The 21240-nt window shown below is 34.2% G+C and carries 16 protein-coding genes and 1 pseudogene; 10 read left to right on the top strand and 7 right to left on the bottom strand.

All coding sequences use genetic code 11. The features are described 5' to 3' along the window. Nucleotides 1–632 (bottom strand): retron St85 family effector protein (locus tag RBB45_RS23540; RefSeq protein ID WP_306010452.1); only part of this gene is annotated, 632 nt, incomplete at its 3' end. Between the two features lie 557 nt (nt 633–1189). Between RBB45_RS23540 and RBB45_RS23535 the strand changes: the two genes are divergently transcribed. Together RBB45_RS23535 and RBB45_RS23530 are read left to right on the top strand one after the other, a co-directional pair. Continuing rightward, nucleotides 1190–1645 (top strand): P-loop NTPase family protein, encoded by a 456-nt coding sequence (locus RBB45_RS23535; RefSeq protein WP_306010451.1) that lies wholly within the window; start codon nt 1190–1192, stop codon nt 1643–1645. 34 nt (nt 1646–1679) lie between these two features. Continuing rightward, complete coding sequence (locus RBB45_RS23530) at nt 1680–2441, top strand: hypothetical protein (protein ID WP_306010450.1); 762 nt, start codon at nt 1680–1682, stop codon at nt 2439–2441. A 253-nt stretch (nt 2442–2694) separates the two neighbouring features. Here the strand turns inward: RBB45_RS23530 and RBB45_RS23525 are convergent. Continuing rightward, nucleotides 2695–3216, bottom strand: a pseudogene (locus RBB45_RS23525) (ATP-binding cassette domain-containing protein); the annotation flags it as partial. A gap of 1254 nt (nt 3217–4470) precedes the next feature. Between RBB45_RS23525 and RBB45_RS23520 the strand changes: the two are divergent. The 6 genes from RBB45_RS23520 to RBB45_RS23495 all read left to right on the top strand — a co-directional run bounded on the left by RBB45_RS23520 (nt 4471) and on the right by RBB45_RS23495 (nt 8884). Continuing rightward, nucleotides 4471–5262: a hypothetical protein gene (locus RBB45_RS23520; RefSeq protein ID WP_306010449.1), complete on the top strand. Its 792-nt coding sequence runs from the start codon at nt 4471–4473 to the stop codon at nt 5260–5262. A gap of 517 nt (nt 5263–5779) precedes the next feature. Next, entirely contained in the window at nt 5780–6118 is a 339-nt protein-coding gene (locus RBB45_RS23515) for a DUF6173 family protein (protein WP_306010448.1), read from the top strand. 66 nt (nt 6119–6184) lie between these two features. Continuing rightward, a complete protein-coding gene (locus tag RBB45_RS23510) occupies nt 6185–6880 on the top strand; it encodes a hypothetical protein (RefSeq protein WP_306010447.1) in 696 nt (231 codons plus the stop codon). Between the two features lie 83 nt (nt 6881–6963). Beyond that, on the top strand, nt 6964–7698 hold the full coding sequence (locus RBB45_RS23505; RefSeq protein WP_306010446.1) for a hypothetical protein: 735 nt from the start codon (nt 6964–6966) through the stop codon (nt 7696–7698). A gap of 248 nt (nt 7699–7946) precedes the next feature. Further along, on the top strand, nt 7947–8327 hold the full coding sequence (locus RBB45_RS23500; RefSeq protein WP_306010445.1) for a MerR family transcriptional regulator: 381 nt from the start codon (nt 7947–7949) through the stop codon (nt 8325–8327). Nucleotides 8328–8356: 29 nt separating this feature from the next. Beyond that, entirely contained in the window at nt 8357–8884 is a 528-nt protein-coding gene (locus RBB45_RS23495) for a hypothetical protein (protein ID WP_306010444.1), read from the top strand. 236 nt (nt 8885–9120) lie between these two features. Here RBB45_RS23495 and RBB45_RS23490 read toward each other — a convergent pair whose 3' ends face one another. Beyond that, a complete protein-coding gene (locus RBB45_RS23490) occupies nt 9121–10674 on the bottom strand; it encodes an ABC-F family ATP-binding cassette domain-containing protein (protein ID WP_306010443.1) in 1554 nt (517 codons plus the stop codon). 794 nt (nt 10675–11468) lie between these two features. Between RBB45_RS23490 and RBB45_RS23485 the strand changes: the two genes are divergently transcribed. Together RBB45_RS23485 and RBB45_RS23480 are read left to right on the top strand one after the other, a co-directional pair. Beyond that, a complete protein-coding gene (locus RBB45_RS23485) occupies nt 11469–13835 on the top strand; it encodes a type I restriction-modification system subunit M (RefSeq protein ID WP_306010442.1) in 2367 nt (788 codons plus the stop codon). Further along, on the top strand, nt 13829–15331 hold the full coding sequence (locus RBB45_RS23480) for a restriction endonuclease subunit S (RefSeq protein ID WP_306010441.1): 1503 nt from the start codon (nt 13829–13831) through the stop codon (nt 15329–15331). The genes RBB45_RS23485 and RBB45_RS23480 overlap by 7 nt, the downstream gene beginning before the upstream one ends. 1220 nt (nt 15332–16551) lie before the next feature. On the opposite strand, the gene RBB45_RS23475 is transcribed toward RBB45_RS23480, so the two are convergent. The 4 genes from RBB45_RS23475 to RBB45_RS23460 all read right to left on the bottom strand — a co-directional run bounded on the left by RBB45_RS23475 (nt 16552) and on the right by RBB45_RS23460 (nt 20621). Next, nucleotides 16552–16797, bottom strand: a complete 246-nt coding sequence (locus tag RBB45_RS23475) for a helix-turn-helix domain-containing protein (RefSeq protein WP_306010440.1) — start codon at nt 16795–16797, stop codon at nt 16552–16554. Nucleotides 16798–17153: 356 nt separating this feature from the next. Then, nucleotides 17154–18074, bottom strand: coding sequence for a DNA/RNA non-specific endonuclease (locus RBB45_RS23470; protein ID WP_306010439.1), 921 nt, complete (start codon nt 18072–18074; stop codon nt 17154–17156). Between the two features lie 686 nt (nt 18075–18760). Then, nucleotides 18761–19858, bottom strand: a complete 1098-nt coding sequence (locus tag RBB45_RS23465) for an AAA family ATPase (protein ID WP_306010438.1) — start codon at nt 19856–19858, stop codon at nt 18761–18763. Further along, entirely contained in the window at nt 19851–20621 is a 771-nt protein-coding gene (locus RBB45_RS23460) for a DUF6414 family protein (RefSeq protein WP_306010437.1), read from the bottom strand. Before RBB45_RS23460 ends, RBB45_RS23465 begins: the two co-directional genes overlap by 8 nt. Nucleotides 20622–21240: the final 619 nt, after the last annotated feature.

Here is a 21240-nt window from a genome sequence, read left to right as displayed (position 1 = left end):
ATTTTTTTAAAAAAATATAGAATTAAAGGAATAAAATAGTATAATCCTAATAATGTGTTGATTGGCTTAGAGCTTCCATCCTTTATATCTTTAGAATGCTTTATTTTTTTTTCAAAAGCCTTTTTTAATTTCTCATTAATACCTTCTAAATGTTCATTATAAAATACTACCCGTTCTTTACTTATTTTCTTTAAAATTTTTACAGGTCCTAACATTATAAAACTTTTTTGTCTTTTTCTTTTTTCTTCAATGAGTGCTATTACCTTATCAACCGTGTTCTCATTGTTAGTGAAAGCCCCTAATTCAACTAATGAACCAGCACTTTCACAAACTATACAAATAATGTCACAATTATCAGCAAGAAATCTTTCAAGACTTAATAAATTGTAGTCTTTATCTTTATTAAGCATCTCAATAAATAAATCCTCTGGGTATAGAATTCTAATATTCTCAAAGTTGCTTAATCCATCCCTTATTTTATCGCGAACTGATATATGTTTTTTACTACTTGCTCCTCCACATAAAAAAACATCTATATATTTCTGGTTTACTTTGAAATAAATTTCATCATGAATTTGTAATATAGTATTCTTATGAAAAACTTGACCTTTGGATGTTGGATTATCCCTCATTTAATTACGCTCACTCTCTCTAATAATTAATGGGAAAATTATACCATATATTAAATAGGAATATCATTAAAGGTATTCTACAATTGTGGCTAGCTTATGTTCCTGATATCTACGAGAATGTCACCTTCGAAAGTAGGGAGCAATTTCTATATTACAAGAAATAGGTGCCTGACCCCACATTAATTCAGTCTGAAACAGCTGAAATACCTTGCCTAATGATTTGATTGCTACGCTGATTTTACACCATGCTCCGCTCATCAACCTCTTATTTTGCATGATTTAAGGACGCTCCCTCTGTTATTCTTTACTCGAATTATTATTGTCGAGCCCGGCAAACGACAGCGTTTAAACAGAGATGCGGCTCTGAACCTTTTGGGGGTTTTAACTCTGTCGTTAATACAACCTTTTCGAAAATAAAGCGCAATTAATAGATTTAAACTTGATTCTGAAAAATCAGCACTTTTTTGGCTAAATAGTGTTTAAAATATACTTTGAAAGTTTTATAGTAGGAGTAAGGGATTTAGAGGAAAAAATATCTTTTTATGGGTGTGATTTAGGTGTTTGCCAAACAGAAACGAAAGCCAGTAAATGAAGTATTTACGCCGAGAAGTCATCATGTAAATAAGAGAATGTACATACAAAGAGAGGGATTAGAAAAACAGTTAGCAAGAGCTATTACGAGATCCAAGCACATAATTGTCCATGGAGAAAGTGGTAGTGGTAAGTCTTGGTTATACAAAAAGGTTTTAGGCGAAGAAAATACTCTTTTTGAAACTGTCAACTTATCTACTGCAGATTCTAAAGGAAGTATTCGAAAAGAAATGGAAGATCTGCTTGGAAGGAAAGGAATAGTAGTAAATACAGGTTATAGTGAGAAAAAAGAAGGGCAATTATCAGCGTATGTTGCAAAAGGAAAAATTGATCACACGAAAACATATCAATTTAAAGGTAAAGATTCCTTTGAGTTGCTATTAGAGAATATGTACAAAGACGCAGGGAAAAAACAGTCTTGATAACTTAGAAACCATATTCAATAATGAAAAGTTAATGAATGAACTTGGTAATATGATCCTGTTATTAGATGATGATTATATCTCACAATTTAAAGTCAAATTCATTATTGTTGGAGTACCAAATGGACTTAAAGAATACTATAGAAAAGTAGATAACTTATCCTCAATTGCTAATAGGCTATCTGAAATAGATGAAGTATCAAAATTAAATAAAAATCAGGTGGACGACTTTGTAAAAAAAGGATTTATTGATGAATTAAAAGTCTCTTTTGAATCAGAGTTATTAAAAAAATATCAGGATTATATTTATTTGGTAACAGATGGAATCCCACAAAGGATGCATGAATTTTGTGAATTTCTAGCAGAGATTTGTGAGGAAAATGAATGGGAGGCAAAAGAGACATTTTTAGAAACGGCTACAAAAAAATACATTAAAGAATATTTGGTTAAGAATTATACAATCATCCAAAATATGATGAATTCCAAAGAAACAACAGTAGGTAGGAGAAACCAAGTTTTGTATGCATTAGGACGTATTGAAAAAAGATCATTTACAACAAATGATGTTGAAGAAATTGTAAAAAGAGAATTCCCTATATCAACTTCTGGTGTAACTCTTGGAATAGGAAACGTATTAAGAGAAATAGAAAGATATGAAGATGCTCCTATAAAGAAGGTGCCCAAAGGGACTGAATGGGTATTTACTGATCCATTATACTTATTGTGCATTAGATCAATGCTGAAGAAAAGGAATAATGAAACGGTTGAAAAAATTGAATTAGAACAAATTAGCTAGACCCGTTTGCGCAAAGAACTGTTACCCTGCAGAATTATATTTTTATGTAAACCAGCAGCAACCTCATGTGTTGCCACATATACTCAACACATGTTGAGGTTGTTTCCAAATTACATCGAAATAAATAAAAGCTCATTCAAACATTAGTTTGGATGGGCTTTTATCAAAAAAAGAGTTCTTATGAAAAATGTTGGCCAATAAAAATAGGGTACCTAAGCGATTTACTCCAAATTCACTAAGTACCCAAAATTAATCAAAACACCTTCGTAGTCCAATCCTCACAATTCCAAATATCGGTCGCAATTTCACGGTAGAAGTCAGGTTCGTGGGATACCATCAATATGCTTCCGCGATAGGCTTTTAGAGCACGCTTTAGTTCTTCTTTTGCGTCGACATCCAGGTGGTTGGTAGGCTCGTCTAGAATGAGTAAGTTCGTTTCTGTGTTTGAAATTTTGCACAGGCGGACTTTGGCTTTTTCGCCTCCGGATAGGACTTCGACTTTGCTTTCAATATGCTTGGTTGTTAATCCGCATTTTGCAAGAGCAGCGCGGACTTCAGCCTGATTCATGCTTGGGAATTCACTCCAGATTTATTCAATGCAAGTGTTATAGTTGGCCTCTTTAACCTCTTGCTCGAAGTAACCGAGGTGCTGATATTCGCCGCTTTCCATGTTTAAATTCAGCGGTCGGGACAGTGGTTCATCGTATCCAATAACAAGATCTTCAGCTGTAAAAATCCAGCGGCTGGCTGCACGGGCTTCTTTGAAATGAAATTCCTAAAATAGGTGCCTGGCCCCACATTAGCTAATGCTTTAAAGCGTGTGGGGTCAGGCACCTTCTTTCAAGAGATGGAAGCCTGCGAAGCATCTCTTTTCAACACATTCACATAAGAAGTAAGTGTTCAGCCGCAGGAAATTGATTATAAAATTTAGCAACCTGAAATTAGGCACAAGGATTTTAAGTTTATTATTTATTTGAAAGAAAAACAATAGAATTAGGTGCCTGACCCCACATTATGTGGGATCGGGTGCCTATTTCTGGTAAATTATAATATTAAGATGAATCTCATGTACACAGTTACTAATAAGAAAAGGGCTAAATATAAATGCTAAAATTTAAAGTATGATAAATGACTGAGGAAGAACGCGGAGAGACATAAAACGAGTATTAAAGTATAGCCGGTAATTGCAAAAAGATAATATTCTTTTCTTTTTATGTCCTGCACTTGAAACAAACTAAGCTCGACAAGGAGGAAACATAGTCATTACAGTATAAACATTTTTTTCTAGAAGTTTTGCTTTCCTCATGTACAAAAGGAGAATCTTTAGTTAGTGTGGTTGTACCACTAATCATTTGTTGAAAACAATGTGAACAAGAAGCTATTAAGAATTCATTTTTTCTAACAAAATTGACAGCATCACAATTTTTACATTTTCGTACGACTAATCCGCAATTTGCGCATGTTTTACGCTTAGAAATTTTAATTGCACAGTCAGGACAGTAGAATTTCTGCTTCAATATAATTCTTCCCTTTTAAGGTTATATTATTGCTAAAATGTAACGTCAAGAATCCGTCTGGCTTACTATAATTTGAAGATGTCCAACTAAAGGTAAAATCTACGATCATAAGTAAAATTTTATATGATTCCCAATTCGTTTGTAAAGAGACCTCAATAAAAAAGGATATTATATATGATTGGGAAAATTACATTTCGGTAAAGACTGAGAAGAACACTTGACTTGTGTCGCTAAATACGCGATTAGGTCGACAGCGAAGCAAATGGCAACACCTTTGAGAGGTCTGAGGCTCAAAGTGAATTAAGTTTGAAGGTTGTTAGAAAAAAACTATGAAAGCAGATAAATAGTTTTTAAGTTAAAATATTTAGAGTGATGGAATAATAAGAGTGAGAAGATGCATTATTCTCCTTTGGAGGCAAATTAAATAGTTTACCTCTTTCGTAAGTAAAAAGGAAATAGTCATTAGACTCCATGGATAAGAAAAATCGAAATTTTTTAAGGGGTGTAAATTTTTGAGTTGGGGACAATTGCTAATATCAATATTTGCAATGATGGCTGGAGTAGGAGCTTCTATTTCGGCAATGATTAATGCACATACAGCTCGTAGTAATTTTAATGAAGTTAGTGAAAATAACAGAAGATTACTACGGCCTTTTATGATTGTTAAACCAAAGGAAATAAATATTGATTTCGACTACAAAATGGCACCGCATGTCCTCAATTGGGACACTGGAACATATGATTTAGGGGGTACATCAAATTCTTCTTACATAGTAATTAAAAACTTAAGTAACGGTATTGCTAAAAATGTAAATGTGACTGTTAACATGCTAAATTATAATTCAGTTTTTAGAAACATTGTTGACCCAGGAACATATGTATTTATTGAGGGAGATATAGATGATTATCACGACCAGACTGGGAAGAAGGGGCTTTATATAAATTACAACTATAGGTCAAACGGTAAAGAATATGCTGGATCTAACTTGTTTGCCTTGGAAGAATTCCCTATAGAAGAATTCTTGGCGATTGAAAGAGGAGATGACATCAAAGTAAAAATTCCTCATGCATTTATCGCTCTTTATAATACATATTTTCAGTTAACGGGAAAACTTCATTTGGATTTAGAACAACTACCCCATTTAAATATAAAAATAGAGCTTGAAGATGTATTGAGTAACAAGTATATAAACAATTATGTAATTAAACCAAAGTCAATAAATGTTATTAGGGCGTTAAATTACGATTTAAATGTAAACTGTTATTTTGAAGTTAAAGAATACTATTTTCCAACAACTGAGTAAGTTTACCTGCGTAGACGGTTAATGTTTAAAGAAAGGCAATACTGTTATAACATCAGTATTAAAGGAGGAAATAATCCAAAACAATTCAATTCCTAAAATAAATCGAAAAAAAGACGGGAAGAAGTCGTGTTGCTTGGAGACTGGCGTGATTATATTATCGGTAATATAGGATAGGCGGCGCTCAGGTTGGGAGTGTCGCCTTTTTATGTAGGGGAGTGCTTTATTAAGCACTATTGCAAAGGGTGCTTAATCAGAGTACGCAGGAGTGCTTTATTAAGCACTATTGCAAAGGGTGCTTAATCAGAGTACGCAGGAGTGCTTAATTAGAGTATTGTAATACTTTTTCTTTCATATATATCCAAACTCTCAAGAAAAGCTTTAAAAAAATATAGAGAAATATAGTTGTAAATGAGATTTACAAAGCAGAGAAAAACCTTTTTGTCATTATTTGACGAACGATAGGGGTTGTCCAATAATTTCCTTTTTCTCATAATTGTAGTGAGGGGAGGTGTATAAGGTGTTTAATCCGCCTAATTTGGATAACATTAAATTTAAAGATGATGCAGACACTATTGCTGAAGAACTTCATTCTGCAGCAAATGAGTTTCAATCAAAGTTAGATGAGAACCATGAAGTTGGTGTTATGTTAGCTTCTTTTGGACAAACAATAACAGTGAATATTACTGGGATTGGTTATAAAGGAAAGAAGTTAATTAAATTTATAGGAAATTTAGCAGACAACGGAACTCCAGTGGAGTTGCTACAACATGTAAGTCAACTTAATTTTTTATTAGTTTCACTACCAAAGGAAACACCAGAAGAGCCAAAAAAAACTATAGGATTTATACAAGAATAAAGCATTCCTTCGGGAGTACTTATCTTTACTTTTTGCTTAATATTAGGGATTAAAAGGGAGAAATAAATGATACAAATAAAATATATAAAAGTTAAAGGACAAGATTCAACGCTTAGATATGATGCTTATATTGATCGTTACCCTGATGTCTGTCCGATTTGCCACTTTGCGCAACGGCCAACACCAATCAATGCAATACACAATGACTCTTCCGCAAGTGCGTTAAGAATAGAATTGGTATGTGCTTGCACAAATGACGATTGCAAACGAGTTTTTATAGCATACTATAATAGTCCAAAGTCAGGTAGTTCAACGTGGACTCTAGGAGAATGTATGCCGAACAAAATAAGACCAAGAGAATTTGATGCCGAAATAAATGATATTTCCCCAATGTTCTCTGAAATATATAATCAAGCAGCTGAGGCAGAGGCAAGTGGACTTAATCATATTGCTGGCATGGAATATAGAAAAGCACTAGAATTTATAATAAAAGATTATTTAATTTCTTTTCAAAACGAGGATAAAGATCAAATTGAAGGAAAGTTCCTCGGCAAATGTATAAACGAACATATCACTGATACAAATATAAAGAAAGTTTCTGAACGAGCAGTTTGGTTGGGGAATGATGAAACACACTATATCCGAAAGTGGATCACTAAGGATATTGAAGATTTAAAAGGTTTGATAGAACTAACAATATATTGGATAGCTGCACAAATTAAGACCCAAAATCTACTTTCAGAAATGCCGAGATTATCTTGAGCATCCTTTATGGGTGCTTTTTATTTTATGGAGAGGTGATTATCTCTTTCTTGTCGAAATATAAGGGGAAAGAAGGTTGGAAAATGAAAGAATATGTAAGAACTAGTCATTTGGTATATATAATAATTATAGCTATTATTGTTATTTCGTTTTTCTTGGTAATTGCATTTGGAGATACTGAAGGAGCAAGTACCACGATGGGGACTGCTTCTACAGTTTCATCGTTAATCCTATCCGTAATAGCTATTGTATTATCCCTAATTGATGTTGCAGGGCAAAGACAATCAGTAATTGACCTGAAAGAGACTGCAGAGAAGCTTTCTGAAACAAACGAGGGCTCTCAAGAGATAATTGGAAACCTAATGAATAAATTAGATGAAATTACTTTACTAAGGGATCAATTAATTGAACAAGTTTCCAATATTCAGGAATGGAAAGACGAGGTAAAAAACTTTATTAAAGATAAAGAAAGTAATAACTTTCCTGAACACCAGCAACTAATAGATGATTTAAAGCAATTACTTAATTCAAAAGAAGATTCATTAACCCCTAAATTAAATTTGGGATTCGTTTCTCTTGCTAATCTTGCTGAAGAAACATCATATACTAATACAACAAAAAGAATTAAGAAATATTTAAACAAGGAGTATAAGTTTGGTGAAACAGAGAATTATAAAGTTCTTATAGATAAGATACGTATAGAATTCGGGCATGCTTTACCTACCATTGTAAGAGTGTTAGATAACCTTGCAGGGGAAGGCTATCTTGAACATTATTCCGTTAAGAGTGAAAGATACGTACGTTTCAAAGCTTTTTAAAATAAATACCCATCCATATCCATATGGCTTTTAATGTTACTAGTTGAAGTCACTTTTTGAACACCCTTTATTGGGTGCTTTTTATTTGCTATAGCAAATTAGCGAAGAATACTTGAAATCCAGGCCCATGTATTTAAGGGGATGATTTCTTTTTCTGTCAATTTTACAATATTGTAAAAATATATTGCAGAATTTCACCCATATGGATATGATGAAAGGAAAAATATTCTAGGTTAGGAAGGGTTTAAGTGTATTCTTTTAGGCAAGTTTCTTTAATGCTAAATGTTCACCCTAATGAATTAAGGGGCTGGACAAAGAGATTAAGGCAAACCGGTTGTATTATTCCTTATGTTAAAAAGAAAAGCGATAAATTGGCTTTTGCTGATAAAGACATAGAAATGCTTAAGGAATTCAAATTGTTAAGGAAGAAAGGGTATACTGTCTCCGGCGTTGTATTTAAATTAACTGGAAAGTTCCCTGAGCAACCTGTAAAAGCTATAATTATGAGGAGTCAGGGGGTTATAGTAAAAGGTGTAGGAGGCTTCGGATACGATGACAACCCTGAAATTTGTAATTCTTGTAATAAAAAAATAAGAAATGTTTATGGTAGACCTGTCTGCGGGTGTTAGGAGAACTAAGAAATTAGTGAGGAATTAATATGGATAAGAGTGGTAAGATTTATATAATAAAAAGTAATGAGAATAAATTTGTTCCAGCTCTCTGTATATCAGAAGAAAAAAATGGCTTGTTTTTATTCCTGCAAATCAGATCAGTTAAACATAAGGAAAAAAATAAGGGGAATCTTAGTGCGTTTTTTATTGGCAAACCAGCGGGATTAAATGATTTCTCAGAAGTTATGCTAAATAGAGTTCATAAAGTAACGGTACAGGGTATTAAAAAGGAATTAGCAACTATTAAACAAATTATTTTATTAAATGTAAAAAAAGCACGAAAAAACTCTTTGAAACAAAAAAGGCTACATCAAGAGCTTCATAACCTTAAGGGAAGGATACAATTAGCACAAATGAATAATGAGAGATATGATCATTTAGAAAGAAAGTTAGAAGATGTGCTGATGAAGCTAAATTATTACCCAAGACGAGAGCGCAAAACAGAAAAGGGATATGAGCACTATAGAGAAACGCCTTATAAAGGATATATTAAAGTTTATCTAGGAGGAAGATAAAAGGTTACCAAACTGGTAACCTCTTTTGTTTGAGAATTAACTTATCTTTTGTTTGGAAGTAGGTACCTGAACCCCCATTCGCTAATGCTTTACGTTGTGTGGGGTCAGGCACTTTTTTAAATAAAAGCCCATTCAAACAATCAGTTTGGATGGGCTTTTGAGATGAAAAATGCTGGTTAGCAAAAAAGGGGGTACCTAAGAAAATTATTCCAAAATCACTAAGTACCCAAAATTAATCAAAACACCTTCGTAGTCCAATCCTCACAATTCCAAATATCGGTCGCAATTTCACGATAAAAATCAGGTTCGTGGGATACCATTAATATACTTCCGCGGTAGGCTTTTAGAGCACGCTTTAGTTCTTCCTTTGCGTCGACATCCAGGTGGTTGGTAGGCTCATCTAGGATGAGTAAGTTCGTTTCTGTGTTTAGAATTTTACACAGGCGTACTTTGGCTTTTTCGCCGCCGGATAGGACTTCGACTTTACTTTCGATATGCTTGGTTGTTAATCCGCATTTTGCAAGAGCAGCGCGGACTTCAGCCTGATTCAGGCTTGGGAATTCGCTCCAGATTTCTTCGATACAAGTGTTATAGTTGGCCTCTTTAACCTCTTGCTCGAAATAACCGAGGTGTTGATATTCACCGCGTTCGACTTTACCCGAAATCGGATTAACAAGCCCAAGAATGCTTTTTAAAAGAGTAGACTTACCAATACCGTTAGCACCCACGAAGGCAATTTTTTGTCCGCGTTCCATTTTTAAATTCAGCGGGCGGGATAGTGGTTCGTCGTATCCAATAACCAGATTTTCTGCTGTGAAAATCCAGCGGCTGGCTGCACGGGCTTCTTTGAAATGAAATTCCGGCTTCGGCTTTTCTCTCCCCAACTCAATCACTTCCATTTTGTCGAGCTTCTTCTGGCGGGACATCGCCATATTACGAGTCGCGACATTTGCTTTGTTACGGGCGACAAAGTCCTTTAAACCGGCAATTTCCTGCTGCTGGCGCTTGTAAGCAGACTCCAGCTGCTGCTTCTTCATTTCATGTATATTTAAGAAGTTATCATAGTCACCAACATAGCGGTTCAATTCCTGATTTTCCATATGATAGATCAAGTTAACAACACTGTTCAAGAATGGAATATCATGTGAAATCAGGATAAAGGCATTTTCATATTCCTGTAAATAGCGCTTCAGCCATTCGATATGCTGTTCATCCAAATAGTTCGTAGGCTCATCAAGCAAGAGGATTTCAGGCTTCTCCAGCAAAAGCTTAGCCAGCAGAACTTTCGTACGCTGCCCGCCGCTGAGATCATCTACATCCCGATCCAGTCCGACATCGTCTAATCCCAGACCACGCGCAACTTCCTCAACCTTTGAGTTAATCTGATAGAAATCGTTACTATCTAACGTTTCCTGCAGCTCTCCAACTTCAGCAAGCAGTGCCTCGATATCAGCACCTTCATCACCCATTTTTCCATAAAGTTCATTGATCTCTGCTTCAGCATCAAATAGATATTGAAAGGCAGTACTCAAAGCCTCTCGCATCGTCGTCCCTTTTTGAAGTACAGAGTTCTGATCTAAATAACCAACTCGAACTTTTCGTGACCACTCCACTTTGCCCTCATCGGGCTGCAGCTTGCCAGTTACAATATTCATGAAAGTAGACTTACCCTCACCATTTGCCCCAACAAGTCCAACGTGTTCACCTTTTAAAAGACGAAAAGACACATCATTAAAAATCGCACGATCACCAAAGCCGTGGCTTAAATCTTTTACGTATAATACGCTCATTTTTTTACCCCCATGTATAAATGTCTCTAGTGGATATCTTACTAGATTTTGATTGGAATTTGTACTTGAAGTTATTTGAAGTAGAAATTTTGTGCTCCAAATAAGTTGGCTGCATCCTATGCTTTTCAAGCGTGTGGGGAGTGAGTTTCAAGCTATCCACCTCGCAATCCTGTTCCATCCCTTGAATAGCTCTTTCCTATGGTGTATTCCCATAGCGATTTAAACCCATACATTAGCTATTGCTTTATAGCGTGTGGGGTCAGGCATTCACTTTGTAATTAAGCAAAGGAAAGCCCAACTGAAAACCCATTGGCTCTAGTGGCAAATGAAGTGTCCGATAGTGACAGGATATATGAAATTAGAGTGAAAAAGAAGTATTATTCTCCCTTACTGGTCCTGACAAGAGATTACAGCATTCTGATTTAGGGCTAATGTGAAAAAGGTGCTTGGCCCCATACCTAATGCTTTAAAGTGTGTCGGTCAGGCACCTGCATTTGAAAGTGAAATATGGGAACATTTATTTATTGATGGACTAGAACTCATTCTTTTATTTTTATTAGTGTATTGTGAGAACTTAGAATATCAATTGTACACTTATTGTGGGTGCGCAATTTTTAATTTGAGCAGTTCTTTTCTCTATATAGGCTCTTTCAAAATAAGTTTCTGGTTAGTGTGGAAAAAAGTGTTTTATAAATACAATGCTCATTAAAGTAGGCATTATTACAATATGTAGTAATTTGTAGTAAAATGTAATAAAAAGATATTAATTGTCTGTTTTAATTGGAGGAGTGGAAATGAGCTGGCAGGACCAAGTTATTAAGACTATAAGCGATATAGATCAAGAGAAAAAAATTATTAAACACATTGATAAAAATTCTATTAAATATAATGAAGAAAATTTAAATCTTGGTAGAAAAATTTCTGTCGTTACTGATGAGGAATTAGTAAGAGCATTATTAGTTTGCAGACTACATTATGATTTAAATTATCCCCTTGACGGGTCAATAGAACTGGAACAATCTTACGAAGCTGGAAGACCCAAAAAAATTAAACCCAGAATAGATGTAATAGTAAGGGATAATAGATCAACAGAAAAAGGGGCAGCTTTTCTTTTTATTGAATTAAAAGCACCTAATGAATATGACTCAAATCAAGAATTGATTGAAGGACAATTATTTAATTTAGCATTATTGGAAGCTAAACATGGACAAGTAAATTACTTAGTATATTATTCAATTGATACAAGAAGTAATGAATTTGATGATAGGTCAATAATTATTGATTTTGAAAAGTACAATACTTATAGCCATTGGGATGAACAAGGTAGGATAGCATTAGATACACTTCCAAAGTCATATGGTATCGCTAAAAAACGGAGATTTGGAAACGTAGATAATGGTGATGATGAAATAGGCTTAGCTCCACTGGACAAATATGTAACATCCTTAAAGTTTTTTAGTATCAGAAGAGATCTCCATAAGAAGTTATGGGGGGGAGGGGCGATGTCATATAATGATATTTTCTCCAACCTTGTTAAACTTTTTCTGGCTAAGATATATGATGAAGAAACGACCAACATTGGTGAACAATATGAGTTTCAAATAGAATTTAATGGAATTGATCCTGAAACACCTGAAGAAACATTTAATAGAATTAACAGCTTATTTAAGAAAAGTCAACAAGCTTATCTTGGGTATTCTGATTCAGAATTAAAAGAGACTGTGGGAATTGATAGAGAGAAAATTAGTTCAAACAGTGTAGCTTATGTGGTTGAAAAATTACAAGATACATCCTTTAGAGAAAATTATAACAAAGAGCAGGACTTACTAGGTGAGTTCTTTGAAGGCATTGTTTCCGACGGATTTAAGCAAGACAAAGGGCAGTTTTTTACTCATAGTAATATTGTAGACTTTATAATTGATACCTTGGATATTGCAGGGTTAGCTGAATATCTAGTAACAGGTAGAGAAAATAATGTAAAAGTAAGGTTACCATATATATGCGATCCGTCTGCTGGATCTGGGAACTTTTTGATTAGAGGTATGACTAATATCTCTGAAAGAATCCAAAATATAAAAAAACATTCAAAGTTATCATACAAGAGCAGGGAATTTTTAGCCTCAAATGCACCAGAGTTTACACCGAATGTTTGGGCAAAAGAATTTCTCTATGGTGTTGAAATACATTCAGATCTAGCAATGGGTACTAAAGTTAATATGGTGTTACATGGTGACGGAAATATAAATATTTTCAGTAAATCTGGTCTTTTACCGTTTGAAGAGTACACATTACCTAACAAAGTCAGTGCTCTTTCCCAAAATAATAAAATAATTTTGCCATCTTTAAAAGGTGTATTTCCTAAGATGGAAAATTATACGGTTAACAATCAATTTGATGTAATTATGACGAACCCTCCTTTCAGTATAGAGCTTGATACTGAATCTCAAAAAGCTTTGCCAGGTAATTATTTGCTTGCCTCTAAGTCTAATTCAGAAACTGTTTTTATTGAAAGATGGTTTCAGCTACTTAGAGAAAACGGAAGAATTGGTGTAGTTCTTCCTGATAGTATCTTTGACAATAAAGAGGATATTGATGTTCGTATATTTTTATATAGATTTTTTGAAATTAAAGCCATTGTCTCGTTGCCTATGGTAGCATTCAAACCCTATACTCCTACAAAAACAAGCATTTTATTTGCCAGAAAGAAAACACAGAAAGAAGTTATGCAATTTGATGCTATATGGGAAAGTACATTTGACCAAGTAGAAAGTGCTATAAAGGTTTTGAACAAAGGTATTAATAAAAAGAGACTAAAGGAATTAGAAACCCAAGACGCCATTTTCTATCTCCTTAAAGGGAAAGTTCCAGATGAAGAGCTAGAAGAACTTAAAATTGAGGAACTTGTTACTATATACTCTTCTCTTATTAAGGAGTGTATTTCAAACCCTGTATGGTTAACTTTTTCTAAGGTTTCTGAAATGTTGTCGTATGATTTTTTAATAGCTCATGCTGAAGAGGTAGGCTATAAAAGAAGCAAAAAGTTAGGCGAGCAAAAGCGCCCTAACCAACTATATTATAATCCGGATGGCATATATACTGAACCTATTTCGAAAGACTATGATACTATATATGACTTTTTGAAAGGGAATTTAGAATGGTAAAGCCAGGGCAACATAAAAAACCATTTATAGGAATTGCTTCATTAAAAGGAATCTCAAACTCACCACAGTTAAGGTGCTCGGCTAGGTATAATTATTTCTGGCAAAGTCTTGATGGAGAAATCTTTAAGCATAAATGTACATTTACTGAGGAGTCTCTTAGTTCATTAATATTGGATGAAAAACCAGAATATGTTGATAAAGGTTCATTAGAAGATGAGGTTATACTAATTGAACTGCAAGATGTATATGGAAGCCTTGGAATTGTTAAGAGTGATACCGTTACCGAAAGTATTAATAGCAAAAAAGTTATTCTTAATAATGCTGATTTAGTTTATTGTAAATTAGACCCAGAAAGAGGTAAGTTTTTTATTCCGGACTTTAAAAATGAGGAATATACCTATATTGGCTCTACGGAACTAATACCACTTAAACTAAATAAGGAGAAAATTTATCCTGAGTTTCTCCTTAGGTACTTGTTCTTACCAGAAGTACAAGCAGCGTTGGGTTTAATAAAGTATGGAAAGTGTCAATCAAGGGCAGACGTAAATGAACTAGGTAATCTGAAAGTGCTTTTGCCAGATTTATATACCCAAAAGTTATTTATTGAAGATACAGATAATGAATGGAAGAAATTAGCTGATTTACATGCTAAAGTAAAAAATTTCACTGAAATAGTTGACGAAGGTCTAGAAGGGTTTTTGGGTGAAACAGTTTTAGATCCTCCTAATGTTCTAGCGGTTAATTCTAATATAATAGGTAATAGCAAATTAATCCGTTTTGGACAACGTTTTTTGAGTATGTCCAAGGAATTTGAGAAGAAATTAAAGGTCACTGGGAAAAGTGTTCCACTAAGTGCTATAGCTACAGTAAGAGGTGGAAAAAGGCTGCCCAAAGGCACATTATATGAGAATATATCTACTGAATACAGATATTTAAGAGGGTCTGATGTTGAGAATGGAAAAGTTTTAGAAGAACAAGTTGTGTTTATAAGCGAGCAATCCTTTAATTCGATTGAAAAATATCAACTAAAGCATAATGATGTAATACTTACAATTGCAGGTACCATAGGTAAATTAGGTATAGCCAAAAATCCTGTTAATTATGGGGTAACTGAAAATGTTGCACTTATATCTTCTATTAATGAGGAAAAGGTCTTACCTGATTTCTTGTTATATTTGTTTATGTCTTCATTTATGCAATTTCAAATGAGAAAAGAAATGAGTGAATTAAGGCAACAAAAGCTTAGTATCGAAAAAGTCAGGATCCTCAGAGTTCCAGAACCTCCAAGTATAGTTGAACAAAATACTTTAGTTAACGCAGTTAATTTCGAATTTAAAAAGAATCACGATATAATTAAACAAATTACTACTATAAAGGGGAATCTTGACTCAAATCTTAGGTTGCTTTTAGGGATTAAAAAACCCGAGGAAGAAAGTATAGACATTGAAGTTATTTCTACACCTTTAGAAGAAAATGAAGATGTGGTAGACAACTGAAATTGTTTTTTAGACCACACTTTGACCAAAGAACAGATTATATTGAAAGAAACACATCATCCCGGTATCAATTAAGCTTGGCTTAACATGCTTAATAATGCGTATTGTCGAGTTTCATGATATTTAGTCTACAATAGAAAGAGCGTAAAAAATATTGCCAAAAGGTGCCTGACTTCCCACTTTGGGGTCAGGCACCTTCTTTATAAACTTTGAATATGATAGTTTTAATAACGTAAAAAAAAATAATCAAATGGTAAATTAATGCTCAAGTAATGTCAATTCATTTAAATTGAATGGCTTATTATTATGGATTTATACAAAAAAAATGGAGTTATTTGCACTCTACGGGAGTAGAAATATAATTGAGAAAATTGTTATTAAACTTACTAAAAAAACAATTTCACAAAAAAATCTCAATAGCAAATTATCGATGTTGACCATTAAGATAGATCAGTAGAAACAGAGCTGTCAAGAGAAAAGTATAGAAGAGTAACGGATCTCTAATCATAAAGAAATTAGCCACAATAAAAATTTTGCAAGGATGGGAAGAGTATCTTATCAATGATTTTATTCAAATATGAGAAAGTAATCAGGTATTATCACACTTTCGGTGATAGATTAAAGTCTTGGTTTCAGGTCATCAATAAATTTACATGCATGAATATAAATAGCATTCACTTGAATCAGGGAGGGAGCAGAAGCAGTTAGTTAGCGAAAAACAGCTGCTTTTCCCTATGGTTTAATCTTATAGTTAATTTTACAAAGGGAGCTTGTTCAATACCCGTCTAGAGAACAATAGTGAAGAGGGTTTACCGTAAGCGTCCAGGTATAGCTCTCGAAGTGCCTTCCTTAAAGCACTGTTCGCATTGTCATCGTCCACTCCAATTCCTATACAGTCTTTGTAGGGCGTAGAATCCTGGCAAATCGTTGCTGTTACTTTGTAATAAGCAGGGAATTGCAGAAGCTCAACTTCTACTTCATCCCCGTGCTCATTCTTCATCCTTACAACTCGAGAATTTCGATATTCAGTTATCAACGATTAGTCCCCTTTCAATGATTAAATTAATTGGCAGCTCGTTCTAGTGAATACTTAACTATATAGAAATGACAGCATATCGCAATCATCAACCCATATATAAGGGGCATAGTAATGGTACTCAACAGAAGTAATGGATATTAGGTTACAATTACTCCTCGATCACTCTACTTTGCAGCATTTGTTATTTCTCTTCAAGGTGAGTATTTTCCTCAGCTATCTTTACTAACTCCCAAGTCTTCAATCCCAATGCCTTGGCGATTGATGCTGTACCAGCGCCGAGGCTGGGGTCAATATGATTTTGTTCCACTTTGCTTATGTACTCGCGTGAATAGCCGGTTAATCCAGCAAGGTCCTCCTGGCTGAGTTTCTGCTCGGCTCTTAATCGTTTGATTGTGCTCCCGATAAAAAGTATCTGCTCTTTGTCCAAAGGAAATTTCTCCTTTTTACAGTAATTACATACCTGAGCAGATAGAAACACTATGAACTATAGTTCACATAAGGTATGAAATTTTATAAAGCGGAGGATTTTTTTACGGGAAGGTCTGTTTTACATGATATTGAAGGCGTGACCACACGTTTATGAAGGATTGAATGCTAGTTTTGAATCAATTTTGGTCATAAGGCATAAGAGTATAGGTCGGTCCTTTACCGGGATTGAGTTCAGGAAAGGCAAAGAAAAGGGTGCGATCTCCTTCGAAGAAACGCACCCGCTAGTTAAGAATAATTATATTTTCAACGTATAAATTTTTAGCGTTCATTTATTGCGCCTGAAAGTTGCAGGGGTTATTCACCAACCATACCGTCGCCATCACGATCGTCCATATATGGGTATAACCAATGATCACTTGTTATTGGCATACTAAAGCCTGCTGCTTTTGCTTCTTTAATCGTCACCTGTCCATTACCGTTTGTATCGACACTAGAAATATCACCGCTTGTGTTTGGACTAGTTGTTTCTGTTGGTTCACTGCCCGTTAAACCGAGTGATTCGTTTACTTCATCAGGGTTCACATTGTCGAATGTATCAACAATTTCAGTGCCCATTAAAGTATAGGTATACTGATAACTTGAAGGAATCTGCGTTTCCGTATTCGGATATGTGATGATTGCTTCAAAGTTAGTAGCTCCACCTGCCTTACGAATCGCATCTTCCATGTAAGCTTGATCGCCATGGCGGTTGAGCGTACTATCTTGTGGAGTAATATTATAAGCATTCGATACTCCGCCAAGAGAATCAGCAATAATATGTCCTTCATCTAAAACGTCACTTTCGACACCAGGAACCTTTGCCTCATCAGAATAGTATCTGCCAGACGATAATACTGGTTCGTTATCGTCATCTTGCAGAATGATTTCGTCAGCAATGACACGAACCAGCTGCCCGTATTCATTGGTAAAAGCCCAATATTCCCGGTCTCCATAACCGATGTCAACGACGACTTTGGATTCACGAGATCCAGATACATCACCGCCATCAACTTCAATAAGTTTGTATCCTGAGAAAAGTTCATTATTAGATTGGGTTGATGTTTCCTTGGCAGCTGGAACACTTGACGCTTTCTCTGCTTCTGGTTTAACAGTCACTGTAGTTTCTTCTTGTGGAACTGTATCTGCATTTGTATTGGATGCATCTTCTGCGTTGGTACAGCCGGCTATAAGGGTGATTGTTAAAAGTGAGATTAGATAGTTCAGTTTCTTTTTCATCTGATTACTCCTCTATGAAAGTTAATTCTTAAGATCTAGGATGTTAACATAGATTAATATTGTTAACCTATTCATATTACCACTAAGTTCCATCTTTTTTTGAGTGGTATATATTTCCGATGATTTTATGCAAGAAACTTTGTGAGGGTTATCAAACTATTCTGCCCAATGCTTTAAATACATTCTTAAGAATAAAAAGGTGCCAGCCCCAACACCAGCTGAAGCTTTAGTGTTGGGGCTGGCACCTTCTTTTTCTGCAAAAGAGCAAGGGACCTTTCCCCTTGGCTTTTCTTACATTCTTTTTTATTGTAAATTTTGGATAAAAGAGGTAAATCTAAGAATAATGACATTAAGAGTTCATCGTGAAATGCATCATAGTATAGAACATTAACCAAGCGTATAATTAAATTGCTGCGCAGTAAGAGTCAAATAAGTAAAACGCCCCCTAATTAAGCGATCGTCTCACATGTTTAATCTTCTAGCAGTATCTTTATTCTATGCAATATTGGATTCCCTGTATACTTCACAGTCCCCAGAAAAAAAGACAAAAAAGTGGCAAACTGAATTAGGTCCAAGCTACTCTGAGGATTAATCAGCCCTTTAAATACCTCCACTGTCCTTCTCTCTATAAAAAGTAGTTAACACAATAAAGTAGGAAATGATAAGTGGTTCTACTTTTAAAACATCTATTTCTTAATGTTTTCCAATACAGCATGCAGTGCAAAAGTATCCTCTATAAGGTGATGGATTTCCCTCACGTTATTACATTCAACATAACTACTAGATAGACGTTCTAGTATTTCTTTGGTTAAATGATTTTTATACACTTCTAGTAAACTTTCGTATTTTTGTTCCCCAATTTTTAGTTTTGCTTCGTCGCTTAAATCATTAAATTGTATGATTTTGTCGAATCTATTATAGATTGCACTCCCTAGATGTGTTTCAATTTCATCAAGATCATTGTAATTGGAAGTACAAATTATAATTGATTTATCTAACTTTAAATAATAATTTTGATCCTCATAAATACCTTCATCAAACAATTGGTAAAAAGCACTATGAAAAGAAGAATGTGCTTTGTCAAATTCATCTAATAAAAGTACATTTGATTCTCTATCTAAGAGGTCTTTGGCAAAACTTTTTTCATAATGTGCTCCTCCAAATAGGTATGTAGCGAATTGATTATTTTGAAACATAGAGAACTGCTTTCTAAAAAGTGGTTCTCCAATTAATTCTGCAATAAACTTTGCAGTTTCTGTTTTACCTATTCCTGACTTTCCATATAGTAATAGAACTACAGGCTTTATTCTATTTTCTAAAGTCAACGGAAAAAGAGCTTGTAGCAATTCAAACTTTACATTTTCTTGGCCGATAATCTTTGAATCATATTTATTATTAATAGCTTTTAAATTCTTTAGAGTTATTGAAGAATAATCTTGATACCTAATTTCTATATTAGGATACAATCTTTTAACTTGCTCACTAATTTGTAAAGGTGGATTGTGTAAATAAATATTCTCAGCAACAAATTTGCTTAAAAAATTATTAAAATTTATTATAACGTGTTCTCTTACACCTGCATATTCATCAGAGCTTACCACAAAATTCTCAACAACCACAGGGGCATCATTCTTGTTATTTTCATTCTGACCTTGAATGTGAATAACGTAACTTTTACTATCCTTATCTATTTCATAAACTAGATCTGTTAAAGTCCTATGATCAGTGGGTATTATTTTATAAAATTCGGTTTTCGAACCATAAAATATTACTATATTACTCACCCATAACACCTGCCAATACTATATCGTAAACATCTAGTAATTTATCATTAGAAGCCTGCTCATTACCTGTTACTACATGTATCGCAGTAGGCTTTTTCTTATAATTTTCAAATTCAAATTCTTTTTCCATAGATAATTGCTCTTTTGTACATGTTCCAACTTTTATACCAAAGTAGGATAAACTCATCTTCGATAAATCTGCTAAACTGTAATTGTTTTTAAAAGCATTGATATTAAACCTTAATACATGCTTAGGTTCTGCTTCTCCATTTAAAAGCATTTGGTAATAACCTCTTTCCCCTAAAACAGCATTATTTAATTGTTCAAGATCAATAGGTATCTCCTCTTTAGGCACAACGTTTAAATAGGAGCTATACATTTTATACATCGTAACAGAGTTTTCTGGAGCATGAACCCCTGCTTCATGAAATTGATATACATTGCTATCTAAACTAGCAATTTTGATATAATCTGTTAGCAATGTATTTGTTAAGGTACTCTCAATTAAACTATTGGTTCTAGAGTCATAACTTGCATTTATATGGCCAGACAACGATGCCTTAATTGCTGAGAACCAATTTACTCCTCCTTTTGCTTGTGCATCAATTTCGGCCAATATTTTAGCAAGCTTTTCTTTATTTTCTGTTGTACTCCAATCAATTTGTCCACCATTTTGAATGGTTATATAATCCGTTGCAGACAATTCATCAAAATAAACTATTTTTATTATCTTTTTTTGGTCAGGAGATTCATTCTTTGGCATACTGCTTCCTCCAAATAATATTATCTGATAACTGTTAAATCAAATGTTCATAAAACATAATTCGACAAAGAGTGTAAAAAACCTCCAATTAGAAAAGAGATATCACAATAGTTTGGGACATCTCTTTACAATATTTTCATTCATTCTTAATTACGCAATCACTGAGATCTCCTTAAACAAAACAACAAAGTTTTATTGTTGACTAATTAAGGTAGCCGTTCATTGGATATTCTCTCATAAATTCCCTACGAGTGAGGTCTTTGCTGCACAGTATAAATCTAGTGTGATAATACAGCTTAGACTCTTATGAATAATCCTGCCCTTTATTTCAATAAAAAGGGTGTGATCTTCTTACGGAAGAAACGCGGCTATGTTGATATGACCATTAACTTCAGCTATTCCTGTAAGAAACGTTTAAGCAGCTGTATTAGAAGGAGGAAGATTAGATCTCGTGAGAGTTACTCTTATGAAAAAAAATGCCGCTATTACAGGGTGGAATTTATTAGATATTCCAGAAGGGTAGAGACTTTGAGCTTTAGGGTATGAACAGTTCAAACTATAATTTTATAAGGGAAGAGTAAACTCATTCTTCCCTTTTTCATTTCGTTGAATCGAGAAT

The organism is Bacillus sp. MMSF_3328, assembly GCF_030733525.1.
Taxonomy (GTDB): Bacteria; Bacillota; Bacilli; order Bacillales; family Cytobacillaceae; genus Bacillus_AB; species Bacillus_AB infantis.
Note: the sequence above shows the minus strand (reverse complement) of the source record. Positions and strands in the feature narration are given on the sequence as shown.